Source organism: Chryseobacterium sp. PTM-20240506, from assembly GCF_048296755.1.
GTDB lineage: Bacteria > Bacteroidota > Bacteroidia > Flavobacteriales > Weeksellaceae > Chryseobacterium > Chryseobacterium proteolyticum.
The window spans coordinates 2,295,640-2,310,993 of the sequence record NZ_CP182581.1; the positions used below are offsets into that span (position 1 = coordinate 2,295,640).

Genomic DNA, 15,354 nt, shown 5'->3' on the forward strand with positions numbered 1-15,354 from the left:
ATCAACAGCATCAGATACGTAAAAATAGTGTTCGAGGTATAATAATAAGCCTCTGCAATTTCTTTACCCTCAATTGCAGATTTATTCATTTCAAAAACATTAAATTTGTATGTTAATCTAATGTAATGAAATACGTTCTACTTACGCTCATTTCAGCGATGCTGCTGTCCATATCATGGCCAACTTACGGGATTCCGTTCTTTATTTTCTTTGCTCTTGTTCCTCTCCTTATGATGGAACATGGCGTTTCTAAATTTTCAAGCTTTAAGAGAAAAAGCTGGGTAGTTTTCGGACTTTCCTACCTATGTTTTGTGATCTGGAATATTGTGACAACAGGATGGCTGTACGGTTCAAGAAACCCGGATGGCAGTCATTCATTAATGGCCGTCGTATTTCCTGTTCTCGTCAATTCATTTTTATACTCCCTGATGTTCCAATGTTACCATTGGTATAAAAACGCACAGGGAACTTATTGGGGATTTGCATTTCTTATGGCTATCTGGATGGGATTTGAGAAATTTCATATGAGCTGGGAACTTACATGGCCATGGCTTAATCTCGGCAATGCATTCTCCGATTATCCGAAATTAATCCAGTGGTATGATACCCTGGGAGCTACAGGAGGCAGCTTCTGGATCCTGATCGTCAACCTTTTTATTTTTTATACCATAAGAACCTGGGAAGCAGGGCGGAAAAGAAAAGATCTTATCAAAAATACATCGATTGCCGTAGCTATAATCGTCATTCCAATGATTATTTCAATAATTAAGTATAATAATTTTGATGAAAAACCGACAGGCCAGGTAAATATTTTATTACTCCAACCTGATCTTGATCCATACGCAGAAAAGTATTCGACGGACAGCCTGACAATAGAAAATGACCTTCTTGGTCTTGCGGAGAGAAACTCCAAAGGTAAGATTGATTATTATATTGCTCCGGAAACAGCACTTCCGGGAAGAGGATCTATTTCGGAAACTGCTTTTGAAAAAAGCGTACTTCTGAATAATATAAAAGACTTTCTCTCCAAACATCAAGGTTCTGTTTTTGCTACCGGAATTTCTTCGCACCGTTTTTACCTGAATCAGAACAATCTTCCTAAGGAAGCTTATCAGATCAATCAGGGACTTTGGGTTTCCAGCTACAATTCAGCCATTCAGGTCATTCCCAATCAAAAAGTTGAAGTCTATCACAAAGGCAAATTAGTTCCCGGTGTGGAAATATTCCCCTACATGAATGTTTTAAAGCCTATTTTGGGAGATGCCATGCTCAACCTTGGAGGAACCGTAGCATCATTGGGTACAGACAAAGAAAGGGTAGCCTTTTCAAACCCTTACAATAAAGGAAAACTGGCTCCTATTATTTGTTATGAAAGTATCTACGGAGAATTTGTTACGGATTACGTGAGAAAAGGAGCTAACTTTTTAGCCATTATGACCAACGACTCCTGGTGGGGTGTTACAGAAGGGCATAAGCAACTTTTGTCCTATGCCAAATTAAGAGCCATAGAAACCCGTAGAGAAATTGCCCGCGCAGCCAATAGTGGAATTTCAGCACACATTGATGCAAGAGGAGAAATTGTTGCCGACACTTTCTACGGAGATAAAACTACTTTATTTGCGAAAGTGAATCTGTATGATCAACAGACTTTTTATACAAGAACAGGGGACCTTTTATCAAGAATTTCGATTTTTGCACTCGGTTTCTTGCTTTTCTATTTTTTAATTAAAAGAGTTCAAGGTAGACTTCAAAAAAAATAAAATTCAATTAACTAAAAGGGAAGCTTTTGAGCTTCCCTGATAGACGTCTCTTCGATTGAGTATATCGAAGATCCGACACAAACAAATACAAACAATAAAGAGAAAAACCAGCTGGACACCTGGTTTTTCCCGGTTAATAAAACGTTCAATTATTTAATGATAAGTTTTTTAACAGTCCATTGATCTTTTATTTTTACTTTCAGAAAATAAATCCCTTTCGGAAAACCGGACAGATTTACAGACTGATCCGCATTCTTTTTTACAGTCAACTTTCTTCCGTCTACTGCATACATTTCAAAATCAGTAATTTGCTTTCCTTTAATAAATACTTTTTCCGAAGCAGGATTGGGATATATTAAAAACTCATCATCTTTAATAATATCCTGAGTTCCCAAGGTTCCTTCTGCAGAAGGATCTGAATATACTCCTGAGGCATCTATTGATCTTACGCTCCAGTATACATTCTGAATGGATGGATCAAGATCTAAGAACCATGAGGACGTTGTTATTACATATCGGGCCACATCATGAGCTCCGGGAGTCTTTCCAACTTTGATTTCGTACCGCAAAGCATTTACAGGCGTCTTATCATCACCTGCTCCACTCCATGAGAAATTAAACTTGTTACCGTTTCTGGTAAGATTCAGGTTTACAGGAGGCGAAGGTTTTAGGTTTGTTTCCGCAGAAACATTTTTGAAGATCTTAGTTAATGAGGGCATTCCCAGATCTGCCCAATCAAATCCGGACAATACAACATCAAGATGATGATCATTGTTATAGTCAAGTAAATGCACAAAACCAGGGCCTCCTAAAGTATGTAAACCTGTTGTTATATTTTCAGTAAATGTTTGACCGGTAGGATTAAACAAAAACACTTTAACCAAGGCATTATTATTTTCATCATTTCCAGACAGTATAAAATCATAATACCCGTCATTATTCAGATCTCCTGTTGCCAGGGATGGCTCTGAAAATTCCGGAATGTTAAGTTGCTGAAGATTAAAATGGCCGGCACCATCATTCATCAGCAGACCAAGATATCCTTCATAATTTTCATCCTGAGCAGCTACCACAATATCCTGATAACCATCTGCATTAAAATCGGCAAATTCAAGCTTTCCGTTTGCTAAAGGTAAAAGCGTCTGAGACAGGGTAAGTACCCCTGAATTATTGAGATAAACCCTGAATAGCGGATTACTATTGATATCATATCCCAAAATTACCATATCCAGCAACTGATCATTATTCAAATCCACCATTTTAAAACTGCTGTTTTGTGTGCCTTCCATCCAACCCGGAATCAAAAGAAATCCATTCCCTGTATTCTGATAATAATCCAATTTATTAACGAAACCTGTCCCGCTAATGTATTGCGCTCCATTAATAGCATAATCCTGCAGCCCGTCATGATTAAAATCGAAAACTTCCATTGAACCATATACCTTACCGGGAAGCTCAGCTTCCTTAACAAATCCCGAACCGGTATTGCGGAACCGGTAATGTTTGTAATTAACGATATCCATATAACTTAAGCCGGTAGAAATAATATCAGCAAGCCCGTCATTATTATAATCAATAAATTTGATATCTCCCAGATGAGTAACATCTACTCCCAGATTGGCATAGGAAGTCATTGTAGTACCGTTATTCTTATATATTTCATTGAATGAAGTATCCGCACTACTATCTCCATCTGTGTCTATTGCTCCATTAACGACTATATCCTGAAAACCATCTCCATTAATATCCGCCACATCACAGGATGAATAATAAAAATTCTTCATATCCGTTTGTACTTCAGAAAAATTTTGTGCCATTATACCGACCGGTAACATAGATAGTAAAACACAGACCTTCTTCATGTTATTTTTATTTAGATTAATTAAAAACAAAGATATATGATAAATTTATCTAATGTTATGATCTTTACATGAAATATATCAGTTCCCGCTCTCTGTCAGGAATCAGCTGTTATATAAGGTAATCTTCAATATTATTAATCAAGATGTTATTTGTAAATATTTTCTAAAAGATTTGCCTATCTAAAAAATTCTTCGTTATTTTGCAACCTCAAATATTATACAAATAAGAACATCGAGATATGTCAAGAATTTGCCAAATAACAGGAAAGCGTGCAATGGTTGGTAACAACGTTTCTCACGCTAATAACAAAACGAAGCGTCGTTTTGAAATTAACTTATTGGAGAAGAAGTTTTACCTTCCGGAGCAAGATAAGCACGTAACACTGAAAGTATCAGCTCATGGATTGAGAGTGATTAACAAGATTGGAATCGAAGAAGCTCTTGAAAGAGCTGTAAGAAACGGATTGATTAAAAAGTAATTGAATCATGGCAAAAAAAGGAAACAGAGTTCAAGTAATCCTTGAATGTACAGAGCACAAAGAAAGCGGTATGGCAGGAATGTCTAGATACATTTCTACTAAAAATAAAAAGAACACTACAGAAAGATTAGAGCTTAAAAAGTATAATCCTGTTCTTAAGAAATATACTCTTCATAAAGAAATCAAGTAATTTATAAAATATAATTTACCATGGCAAAAAAAGTAGTAGCAACCCTACAAAGCGGTCAGTCAAAAAAAATGACTAAAGTTGTGAAAATGGTGAAGTCATCTAAATCAGGTGCTTACGTTTTCGAAGAAAAAGTAATGAATGCAGACGAAGTTGATGGTTATTTGAAAAAATAATCCCCTACTTTATTTACAATATAAAAACTACTCATATTTTGAGTAGTTTTTTTGCTTATTACATATTTTAAGTTAAAACAACTTATTTTAGTAAAAAAATATTGATGAAAAATTTCATTTTATGTGCATTCCTACTACTTATAGCTAGCTGCAATAGTAGAAAAGCACCAACAGCAGAGAAAAGTAAAACAGGAATACAGCTCATTGTATTAGGAAATGTTCAGGACGCAGGTTCTCCTCAATTAGGATGCAACAAAGAATGCTGTAAAGACCTTTGGAAAAATCCTGATTTAAAACGAAAGATCATATCCATGGGAGTAATGGATCATCAATACCAAAAAAACTATCTTCTTGATGCCAGTCCTGATATTTCTTCTCAGTTACAATTACTGCAACAAGAACATACAACACCAAAAATAATTGATGGAATCTTCATAACGCATGCTCATATAGGACATTATACAGGTTTAATGTATTTGGGAAAAGAAGGTGCATCCACACAAAATATTCCCGTATATACAATGCCCAAATTAGCAGGATTTTTAAATAACAACGGACCATGGTCGCAATTGGTGACTCAAAAAAATATTGTGGTTAACGAAATGCAAAATGAGCATCCTGTTACTTTAAGCCCTAATCTAAAAATCACCCCTATTCAGGTCCCTCACCGAGATGAGTTTTCAGAAACGGTTGGTTTTTTGATCGAAGGTCTTGAAAAAAAAGCGTTGTTTATTCCTGATATTGACAAATGGGGGAAATGGAAATACAATATTACGGACTTCATAAAAAAGGTGGATTATGCTTTTATTGATGCAACATTTTACAATGCCACAGAGCTTAATAACCGGGATATTTCAACCATTCCTCATCCCCTGGTTGAAGAAAGCATGCAATTGTTTAACAATTTAAGCCCGGAGTATAAAAAAAGGGTATATTTTATCCATTTCAATCACACCAATAAACTATTAAATCCGGAGAGCAACGAAAGTAAGACTGTCATTAAAAACGGATATAATATTGCAAGAATGGGTGATATTGTAACATTATAATTTCATATATATGATGTTTTAAAACTGCTGTAATAAGCTTAGCCAAAAAAGAGCTTTCAGGAAGTTTTTTTGTTATCTTTGCTCACCAGATAATTTAATACAATTGGATATGAAAAAGATTGTTGTTCTGGTTTTTACGTCAATGTTCCTTTTTTCATTCAGTCAAAACACAATGAATAATATAGAATATAAAAATTCAGAAAATGTTTTCCCGATAAAAGGACTCTCCCAATCTGTAAGCATAGATTGCGGATCCTCAAAAATGATCCTTTTATCAGGACAGGTTCCCCTGGATGCCAAAGGAAATTTAGTCGGGATGGATAACGTAGAAAAGCAAACGGAGCAAATCTTTAAAAATATCGAGAGCATTTTAAAAGAATATGGAGGAACCACGAAAGATATTATCAAGCTTGGAATTTTCATTACAGATATTTCCAAGACTCCAGACTTCAGAAAAGTCAGAGATCGGTATATCCATCTTCAGAATCCTCCCGTAAGCAGCCTTGTGGAAGTAAGCAAGCTCTTCAGAGATAACGTGCTTATCGAAGTGGAAGCAACTGCAGTTATTAAAAAAAATAAATAAGAACGGAACTATGAGTTGGTTTAAAAATATTTTCAAAAAAGAAGAAAAGGAAACTTTAGATAAAGGATTGGAAAAATCCAGCCAGGGTTTCTTTGAAAAAATAACAAAAGCCGTAGTCGGTAAAAGCACCGTAGATGATGAAGTATTAGATGACCTCGAAGAAATACTAATTGCTTCGGATGTTGGTGCATCCACAACGATCAAGATCATTCAGAGAATTGAAGAACGTGTTGCCAGAGACAAATATGTGAATGTAGGTGAACTCGATAAAATTCTTCGTGAAGAAATATCAAACTTACTTCTCGAAAATCCGCATGGAGGAACCGGAAATATTGATACGTCAAAAAAGCCGTATGTTATTATGGTTGTCGGTGTAAACGGAGTCGGAAAAACAACAACTATCGGAAAACTGGCCCATCAGTTTAAGTCGGAAGGCAAAAAGGTAGTTTTGGGAGCCGGAGACACTTTTAGAGCTGCAGCTGTGGATCAGCTGACCATTTGGAGTGAAAGAGTCGGCGTACCTATTGTAAAGCAGGAAATGGGTTCTGATCCTGCCTCCGTAGCTTTTGATACCGTTCAAAGTGCAGTTGCCCAGGGTGCCGATGTTGTGATCATTGATACGGCAGGAAGACTCCACAATAAAGTGAACTTAATGAACGAACTTTCAAAGATCAAAAGAGTAATGCAAAAGGTAATTCCTGATGCTCCTCATGAGATTCTTTTAGTTCTTGACGGTTCTACCGGTCAAAACGCATTTGAGCAGGCAAAACAGTTTACAGCAGCCACAGAAGTAAACGCTTTAGCCGTTACAAAATTAGATGGAACAGCCAAAGGAGGAGTGGTTATAGGCATTTCTGATCAATTTCAGATTCCAGTGAAATACATAGGGGTTGGGGAGAAAATGCAGGATTTGCAATTGTTTAATGGTACGGAATTTGTTGACTCATTCTTCAAGAAGAGATGATTTATATCATATTCTTCCTGAAGAATGAGTCAACACATTTCATACATATTAACAATTAAAATTTAAAACTATGGGAATTTTAACTTGGATCATTTTTGGTCTTATCGCAGGTGCAATAGCTAAACTTATTATGCCTGGAACACAAGGTGGTGGTTGGCTTATGACCATTATACTAGGAATCGTTGGAGCTTTCGTAGGTGGATTTGTTGGAAGTTTAATCGGCTGGGGAACAGTTGAAAACTTTGACTTCAGAAGCATGTTATTAGCAGTGGGAGGTTCACTTATCGTCCTTTGGATTTTTGGAATGGCCTCAAAGAAAAGCTAAAAAAATATTTTATCAAAAATTAAAAGACCGACTTGAAATTCAAGCCGGTCTTTTTTTAAAACAATATAATAATTTAGTTGATCTTTATCTGATAAGGCATTTCCATTTTTACCTCAGATCTTAGTTTCTCTTCTGTAATCTGTTGTAAAATTTCATAATTGGCTTTACCTATTTTACTTTTGATAACTCTTGCAGAAATATCATCTTCATTCAGGTCTTTAAATATTTGTTCAAAAGGAGACATCTTCTTAGGATACGATGCTACATTATAAGATTTCAATCCGGCTTTTTGCGCTGCAAATTTTACGGCATCATTTAATGTTCCCAATTCATCCACCAAACCGATTTGTTTAGCTCTTACACCACTCCATACTCTTCCACCACCGATGTTATCGATCTGCTCAAATGTCTGTTTTCTGTTTTGGGTTACAAAGTGTACAAATCTTTTATATGTTCCTTCCACACTTTTTGTAATCATACTTACACCATATGGAGTTACACCGTTCAAACCTGAATAATATTGAGAATTGGCATTTGTAGCGACAATATCTGATCGGATTCCATTCTTATTGGCAATATCCTTAAAATAAGGAATTACTCCAAAAACTCCGATAGATCCCGTCAAGGTATTAGGTTCAGAATAAATTTTATCTGCAGCCATTGCAATATAATACCCTCCTGACGCAGCATAATCACCAAAAGAAACAATCAGTGGTTTTTTCTTTTTTAGCTGCTGAAGCTCAAACAAGATCTCATCGGATGCATTAGCACTTCCTCCCGGGGAATTGATCCTGAATACAACTGCTTTTACTTTATCATTTTCCTGAAGATCCTTAATATACTTAATGTATTTTTCAGAGTAAATTTCATTATAACCATCTCCATTGTTTATAGAACCGGAAGCATACAATACCGCTACTTTATCTCCTGATTTTTCATCATCAGAATAAGAGTTGATATACTTTCCTAATGAAATTTTGTTCAGCTTATCTTTTTCTTTTAAGCTTAGCTTAGATTTAATAAGCTCATCATATTCCGTTTTCTGAATAAGCTGATCTGCCAGTTTATACTTCAGACTTTGTTCAGGAATCATACCATACAAACTATCAACAATAGTCTTAAACTGTAATGAATCAATTTTTCTTGATGTTGCAATTTTCGAAGATGTATTTTTCCACAGATCGTTAAGAAGAGTACTTAATTGCTCTTTATTTTCTGGAGAAATATCATTTCGTAAAAACGGTTCTACTGCAGATTTAAATTTTCCATGACGGATCACTTCAATTCCGATTCCGTATTTATCAGCAAAATCTTTGAAAAAGGTAACTTCTGTAGCCAAACCTTTTAATTCGATCATACCGGAAGGATTCAGAAAATATTTATCCGCTACAGATCCCAGGTAATAAGATGACTGTGAAGCCGCATTTCCATAAGCATACACAAATTTTCCACTCTTCTTAAAATCCTGTATCGCATTCCTTAAATCATCGATTTGCGTAATTCCCGCATTTAGATCATCCGCCTCAATACTGATTCCTTTAATATTGTCATCCGTTTTAGCTTTTTCAATGGCTTCTAAAGCTTCATATATTAAAATGCTTTTATTCTGATTTCCTATATTAAATACACCCGTTTGTTCTTCAGTAGGGCTATCAATTATGATCGTCTTTAAATTGATCGTTAAAACTGAGTTCTTTTTTACCACTACCGATTTATCACTACTCATAGAACTAAATACCAGCATGACTATAAAAAAGAAGAAAAATACAGCACATAGTATGACAATTGCCACTATATTTGCTAAAACATTTTTAAAAAAACTTTTCATATATCAATCATTTTTTAATATGTCGCAACATAAGGTAGTTTTGTTACTAGGGAGTAACCTTGGGGATGGAAAAAAAAATATAGAACAGGCTATTGAAATGTTAAAAGCCGGTGGAATTGAAATGTTAAATATTAGCATTTTTTTAACATCTGACCCCGTAGAGTTTGTTAGTTCTAATATTTTTTGTAATATTGCAACAATAATACGCACACATCTTTCGCCTATTCAACTGCTTGATTTTGTTAAAAGTATTGAATTTGAAATGGGAAGAACTAGCGATTCAAAATCCTCTGGAGGTTATAAAGACCGCATTATTGATATTGATATTGTTAAGTATGATGAGTTAAAATTTATATCAGAAAGGTTGGAAATCCCTCATACCAAACATCTTTATGAAAGGGAATTTTCCAGAGTATTATTAAATGATGTTATCAAACAAAACATAAAACATATTGTATGAAATTAGGTTTATTATTATTGGCCGCGCTGCCTATTGCTACTTATGCTCAGGACAGTACTACAGTAAATTCGTCGGACAAGTACCCTAATACATTCTCCTCGGGTTCCGCTAATGTTCAGCCTTTTGATAATAAGGCAAGAAGATTTAACGATTGGTCTATATCAATCGGTGGAGGTGCTGCATTTATGCCACATGCCGATCTTACTTCATTTTATGATGGAAAGATCAATTGGGGATACAATGCATATATCAGTTTGGACAAACAAATCTCTCACGTTTTTGGGGTAAGCCTTATCTACCAGAGAGGAGAAACGAATCAAAAAGCTAAATTAGCCGGTGCTGCCGGTGTAGCTGCTGGAGTGGGTGTAGCCAACACAAGATACGATCAGATAGCTTTATTGGGGGATGTAAATTTCTCAAATCTATTAAGAAGAGTTGATAATCATTCTCCATACAGATGGGCTTTCCATGGATATGGGGGAATTGGTGTTATGGGATATAACACTTCCCTACATGACAACAACGAATTCAGATGGAGTAATGCTCCAAGAAGAGTTCCTTTATTTATCAAACAGGATATAGACATCAACTCTATTTTCTACCAATTCGGGTTTGGGGTGAAATATAACGTTTCAAAACTTATCGATATTGAAGCCAGAACAATGTATATCATCAGTGGTGATGACGAGTTCGACGGTGGAGGTAATGCCGGACCTGCTGATTATGATCCTGCATCTAAAGTATCTAAGTACAACATGATCAACAAATCAAGATCTGATAATATGTGGACCGTAAACTTAGGGGTATCCTTTAAATTAGGAAAACATATGTCGCATCTGGCATGGCATGATCCTTTACAGGAAGCTTATTACAGAACAGAAGAGCTAGAAAAAGCGACAACTGATCTTGTAGTTTGTGAAAAAGGAGACAACGATAACGACGGAGTTTGTGACGATTGGGACAGAGAACTTAATACTCCTGCCGGTGCAAGAGTAGATGGTGCTGGTGTTGCATTAGACATGGACCTTGATGGCGTTATTGATTTGTATGATAAATGTGTTACAGTTCCGGGACCTGCTGAAAACAACGGTTGTCCGACAGGAAAGTAATCACAACGACTAAAGAAATCATTTAATTAACTAAATAAAAAAAATACACTATGAAATTAAGTTTAGCAATTGTAGCATTAGCATTAGCTGTTCCAACAGCTTCTTTTGCTCAAGACTCAACGGCAGTTTCAAAAGGAGAATATCCTAATACATTTTCTTCGGGTTCTGCCAATGTATCCCCTTTTACACAGAAGTCTAAAAGATTCAACGACTGGGCGATTTCATTTGGTGCCGGGGTACCATTAATGCAATCAGCGGATTTAACATCTATCAAAAATGGTAATGGTAAAAATCTTTTCGGATATTCTGCATATGTAAGTATCGATAAAGCTATTACTCATGCTTTTGGTATTAACTTACAATACGACAGAGGAGAGACCAGACAAGGATTCTTCAACACAAAAAATTCAGCTCCTACTGATTTGGCTGTAAGAGACAGAATTGGTGCAAGAACTCAATACGATGCGATCTCAATCTTGGGGGATGTTAACTTCTCTAATTTATTAAGAAGAGTTGATAATCACTCAACTTACAGATGGGCGCTTCACGGGTATGCAGGTATCGGTACTCTAGCATATAGAGCTTATTTAAAAGATCCTTCTGGGCAAAAGCTAATGACAGAAGTTAAACCTTTTAAATTCAACTCTCTGTTTGGACAAGCCGGAGCAGGTCTTAAATTCAAAGTAAACAGAAGCTTAGACATCGAAGGTAGAGTAATGTATGTAGTTACAGGTGATGATTCTTTCGACGGTGGAGGTGCACCATACAGTGCAATCAACCAAAGAGAAGAAGGAACGTCTGATAATTTCTTCAATGCTACTTTAGGGGTTTCTTTAAAATTAGGAAAACACGAGTCTCATTTAATGTGGCATGACCCATTACAGGAAATCTATTATAAATTAGATGTTTTGGCTAACAAAAACCAGGATATCGAAGTTTGTAAAAAAGGAGATGCTGATAATGACGGAGTTTGTGACGATTGGGACAGACAGCTTGATACTCCTGCCGGTGCAAGAGTGGACGGTGCTGGTGTTGCCCTTGACACAGACCTTGATGGTGTAATCGATCTTTACGATAAGTGTGTTACTGTTCCTGGACCTGTTGAAAACAATGGTTGTCCTACAGCAACTACAGGACCTGTAAAAGAAGAAGAAAGAACTCTTGAAGGAATTGAATTCGATTTAAATTCTGACAGAATCTTACCTTCAAATACACCAATCCTTAACAATGCAGTTACTTATATCAATCAATCAACTGGTTCTTATAACGTAATTGGAGCAACAGATACAAGAGGAACTGATGCTTACAACAAAAAATTATCTGAAAGAAGAGCAAATAACGTTAAGAATTACTTAATCAAAAATGGTGTTCAGACAGGTAAGTTAAATGCTATCGGTAAAGGTGAAAAAGACCTTAAATATCCTGAATGTGAACCAGCTACTAAATGCCCTGAATGGAAAAACAGAGCAAACAGAAGAGTTTACTTCGAGGCTAAATAATAAACTATTTATTCATTATACAAAAGTCACGCATTGCGTGACTTTTTTTGTTGTGATACTTTCCTTATTTTTATGCCATGATTTCTTCAAGCGATTTTGACCAGTTAAAATATAAGACCCTTAAATATTTCTGGGGATACGATAGTTTCAGAGATTCTCAGGAAGAAATTATTAATTCTATTATTAACGAAAAAGATACACTGGTTTTACTTCCTACAGGAGCCGGAAAATCCCTATGCTATCAGCTTCCGGCTTTGTTCCGGGAAGGTGTATGCCTTGTAATCTCTCCTTTGCTTGCCCTGATGAAGGATCAGGTAAATCAGCTTAAATTCAGAGGAATTGAAGCGGAATATCTGTCTTCGGAACTTGATGACTATGATGCAGAAGTTATTTTTAACCGATGCAAAGACGGATTAACCAAGCTGCTTTATGTTTCACCGGAAAGATTAACGAACAGACAGTTTATCCAGAATATGGAAGAAATACAGCTTTCGTTTATTGCTGTAGATGAAGCACACTGTATTTCGGAATGGGGACAGGATTTCCGTCCAAGCTATCAGAATATTAAGGAATTCAGAAAAAATAATCCCGACATCCCATGCCTTGCTTTAACTGCTACTGCTACCTCAAAAGTTTTAGAAGAAATAAAGATAAAGCTGGGATTGATCAATCCTGTAGTTTTTCAAAAAAGCTTTAAAAGAGAAAATATACGGATCTTTACTGAAGAAGTGTCCGATAAATACCAACGGATTTATGATATTTTAAGGTACAATAATGACTCAGGAATTATATATGTCCGTACCCGAAAAGAAGCTGAACTGCTAACGGAATTTTTGCACAGGAATCAACTGAGAAATGTAGATTACTTTCACGCAGGATTATCCACAAAAGAAAAAAATGCTAAACAACATTTATGGAACACCCGTAATGATTATGTTCTGATCTCAACTAATGCATTTGGTATGGGAATCGATAAGGATAATGTCCGGTTTGTAATTCATTACTCCCCTTCTCCATCGCTTGAAAATTACTATCAGGAAATAGGACGGGCAGGAAGAGACGGGCAGGATAGTTTTGCATATTTATTATGGAACCAACAGGAAATTGTAAATTTTGAACAGATATTAAAAAATCAGATTCCTAACAAAGCAGAGTTTCTGAAGATCATCAGTTACCTTTACTCAGTTTTTCAGGTTGCCGAATATGAACTTCCTGAAAAAGTATTTCAATTGAACATGAATGGTATTCAGAATTTTACAAAATTATCTGTTGCCAAGATTAAAAACGTTCTGAACTTTCTTCATAATCAGGAAATCATCTATCACAACGACAATAAAAGTTTATCTTCACTTGAGTTGCTGATACAGGCTGATGAAATAGATCAGCTTCCTAAAAAAGATGCTTACTTTATCGAGCTTATGCTTCGCACTGTATCAGGAATAACAACTCATAAAGTAATGTTCAGTGAACAAAATGTAAGTAACAAAATTGGAATTGCAATTCCTTTAATAAAGGAACGTCTTAAAGAACTCCAGCAAAAAAATTATCTCGAATATGTAGACGGAGCCCTATCCAGTATTAAGTTTTTAAAACCCCGGGATGAAAGAACCATCAATGGCGCCTACTGGAAGCTTTTTGAACATATCCAAAGAAATAAAATCCAAAAATGGGAGGAGATGAAGTTTTATGTAGAAAACAAAGATTATTGCAAAATGAAGCTTATCTTGTCCTATTTTGGAGAGAAAAATTCAAAAACCTGTGGGCAATGTTCTATTTGCGAAAAGAATAAACAAACCATCTTTGGAAAGAATATATCGACTCAGCTGATAACATTATTGGCTAAGAGACCGGCTACTATTGAAGAGCTTTCCATCCAACTGAGTTATCATTCCAAAGAGAACATCTTGGAAAACCTGATTTTTCTATTGGACTCCGGAAAAGTAAAAATGCTGAATTTCAGGACCTATGCTTTGGCTTAGTTGAAAAATATATTTATGTATTTATGTATTTATGTATTAATGATAAAATTAATATTTCTAATGAGTTTTCAATTAGCAACCTCTAACCTCTAACTTCTAAATTCCCATTCAACTTCAACTAAAAACTTATCTTTGCAGTATGAAATCATTAAAAGTCGTTTTTCTAGGTACTCCCGAATTTGCTAAAACTGCTTTAGAAGCTATTCACCAGTCTCATCATGAAGTAGTTGGTGTTGTAACAGTTGCCGATAAAGGGAGCGGACGGGGCCAGAAAATCCATCAGTCTCCTGTAAAAATATATGCTGAAGAACATAACCTTGCTGTTTTCCAGCCGGAAAAATTAAGAAATCCTGAATTCTTACAACAAATCAAAGACCTGAATGCTGATGTATTTGTGGTTGTTGCTTTTAGAATGATGCCCAAAGTTCTTTTTGAAATGCCAAGAATAGGGACATTCAATCTTCACGCTTCCCTCCTTCCCGATTACAGAGGTGCAGCCCCTATTAATTATGCTGTAATTAATGGTGAACAAAAGACAGGGGTAACTACTTTCTTTATCAACGAAAAAATAGACGAAGGAAATATCCTTCTTCAGGAAGAATTACAGTTGCTGCCTGATGAGAACGCGGGAAGTCTTCACGACAGATTAATGCAAATAGGATCAAAGCTTGTTGTACGTACTTTGGATGGCCTTGCTGAAAACTCTATTAAGGAAATACCTCAACCACAGGTTGAGCATCCTAAAAATGCCTTTAAAATTTTTAAAGAAGATACTAAAATCAACTGGAATGCTCCGTCTAAAGTCATCCATCAGTTTATTCTGGGAATGTCCCCGTATCCTGCTGCTTTTACGACCCTGAAGATTGGAGAAGAAGATAAAGGATTAAAGATTTTTGGAGGAAAATTTGAGGTTTCCCATCATAATGAAACTCCCGGAACACTGGAGATATCCAAAAATACTTTTAAAATTTATACCCAGGACGGAATTTATGAGCCATTAGAACTCCAACTGGAAGGTAAAAAAAGAATGAATATCAAAGATTTCCTGAATGGTTTCAGAAATTTTGACGAAATAAAAATGGCTTGATTACTCA

Annotated in this window: 15 protein-coding genes; 13 read left to right on the forward strand and 2 right to left on the reverse strand. The window is 35.8% G+C overall.

The features are described from left to right. Positions 1 to 125: 125 nt before the first annotated feature. On the forward strand, positions 126 to 1,760 hold the full coding sequence (gene lnt / locus ACNFU2_RS10185; RefSeq protein ID WP_418124806.1) for an apolipoprotein N-acyltransferase: 1,635 nt from the start codon (positions 126 to 128) through the stop codon (positions 1,758 to 1,760). A 149-nt stretch (positions 1,761 to 1,909) separates the two neighbouring features. Here lnt and ACNFU2_RS10190 read toward each other — a convergent pair whose 3' ends face one another. Continuing rightward, positions 1,910 to 3,622: an FG-GAP-like repeat-containing protein gene (locus ACNFU2_RS10190; protein WP_418124808.1), complete on the reverse strand. Its 1,713-nt coding sequence runs from the start codon at positions 3,620 to 3,622 to the stop codon at positions 1,910 to 1,912. Positions 3,623 to 3,861: 239 nt separating this feature from the next. Here ACNFU2_RS10190 and rpmB point away from each other — a divergent pair, with 239 nt between their 5' ends. The 7 genes from rpmB to ACNFU2_RS10225 all read left to right on the forward strand — a co-directional run bounded on the left by rpmB (position 3,862) and on the right by ACNFU2_RS10225 (position 7,385). Next, positions 3,862 to 4,101 (forward strand): 50S ribosomal protein L28, encoded by a 240-nt coding sequence (gene rpmB / locus ACNFU2_RS10195; protein WP_007841810.1) that lies wholly within the window; start codon positions 3,862 to 3,864, stop codon positions 4,099 to 4,101. A 7-nt stretch (positions 4,102 to 4,108) separates the two neighbouring features. Beyond that, positions 4,109 to 4,291, forward strand: coding sequence for a 50S ribosomal protein L33 (rpmG, locus tag ACNFU2_RS10200; protein WP_034683820.1), 183 nt, complete (start codon positions 4,109 to 4,111; stop codon positions 4,289 to 4,291). Positions 4,292 to 4,311: 20 nt separating this feature from the next. After that, entirely contained in the window at positions 4,312 to 4,464 is a 153-nt protein-coding gene (locus ACNFU2_RS10205; RefSeq protein ID WP_002976755.1) for a DUF4295 domain-containing protein, read from the forward strand. A 104-nt stretch (positions 4,465 to 4,568) separates the two neighbouring features. After that, positions 4,569 to 5,513 carry an MBL fold metallo-hydrolase gene (locus ACNFU2_RS10210; RefSeq protein ID WP_273649297.1) on the forward strand — a complete coding sequence of 315 codons (945 nt, stop codon included), beginning with the start codon at positions 4,569 to 4,571 and terminating at the stop codon, positions 5,511 to 5,513. Between the two features lie 109 nt (positions 5,514 to 5,622). Continuing rightward, a complete protein-coding gene (locus ACNFU2_RS10215) occupies positions 5,623 to 6,096 on the forward strand; it encodes a RidA family protein (protein WP_273649299.1) in 474 nt (157 codons plus the stop codon). Positions 6,097 to 6,106: 10 nt separating this feature from the next. Continuing rightward, positions 6,107 to 7,060, forward strand: coding sequence for a signal recognition particle-docking protein FtsY (gene ftsY / locus ACNFU2_RS10220; protein WP_418124813.1), 954 nt, complete (start codon positions 6,107 to 6,109; stop codon positions 7,058 to 7,060). Positions 7,061 to 7,130: 70 nt separating this feature from the next. Further along, complete coding sequence (locus ACNFU2_RS10225) at positions 7,131 to 7,385, forward strand: GlsB/YeaQ/YmgE family stress response membrane protein (RefSeq protein WP_089027653.1); 255 nt, start codon at positions 7,131 to 7,133, stop codon at positions 7,383 to 7,385. 73 nt (positions 7,386 to 7,458) lie between these two features. Here the strand turns inward: ACNFU2_RS10225 and sppA are convergent, their stop codons facing one another. Continuing rightward, positions 7,459 to 9,213, reverse strand: a complete 1,755-nt coding sequence (sppA, locus tag ACNFU2_RS10230) for a signal peptide peptidase SppA (RefSeq protein ID WP_345992111.1) — start codon at positions 9,211 to 9,213, stop codon at positions 7,459 to 7,461. Between sppA and folK the strand changes: the two genes are divergently transcribed. The 5 genes from folK to fmt all read left to right on the forward strand — a co-directional run bounded on the left by folK (position 9,128) and on the right by fmt (position 15,347). Then, entirely contained in the window at positions 9,128 to 9,673 is a 546-nt protein-coding gene (folK, locus tag ACNFU2_RS10235) for a 2-amino-4-hydroxy-6-hydroxymethyldihydropteridine diphosphokinase (RefSeq protein ID WP_306614077.1), read from the forward strand. The genes sppA and folK overlap by 86 nt on opposite strands. Beyond that, complete coding sequence (locus ACNFU2_RS10240; protein ID WP_172280290.1) at positions 9,670 to 10,782, forward strand: OmpA family protein; 1,113 nt, start codon at positions 9,670 to 9,672, stop codon at positions 10,780 to 10,782. Before folK ends, ACNFU2_RS10240 begins: the two co-directional genes overlap by 4 nt. 50 nt (positions 10,783 to 10,832) lie before the next feature. After that, positions 10,833 to 12,281, forward strand: coding sequence for an OmpA family protein (locus ACNFU2_RS10245; protein ID WP_172280292.1), 1,449 nt, complete (start codon positions 10,833 to 10,835; stop codon positions 12,279 to 12,281). A 77-nt stretch (positions 12,282 to 12,358) separates the two neighbouring features. Continuing rightward, positions 12,359 to 14,260, forward strand: coding sequence for a RecQ family ATP-dependent DNA helicase (locus ACNFU2_RS10250; RefSeq protein ID WP_418124816.1), 1,902 nt, complete (start codon positions 12,359 to 12,361; stop codon positions 14,258 to 14,260). A 139-nt stretch (positions 14,261 to 14,399) separates the two neighbouring features. Next, positions 14,400 to 15,347 (forward strand): methionyl-tRNA formyltransferase, encoded by a 948-nt coding sequence (fmt, locus tag ACNFU2_RS10255; RefSeq protein ID WP_418124818.1) that lies wholly within the window; start codon positions 14,400 to 14,402, stop codon positions 15,345 to 15,347. The last annotated feature ends 7 nt before the right edge of the window (positions 15,348 to 15,354 follow it).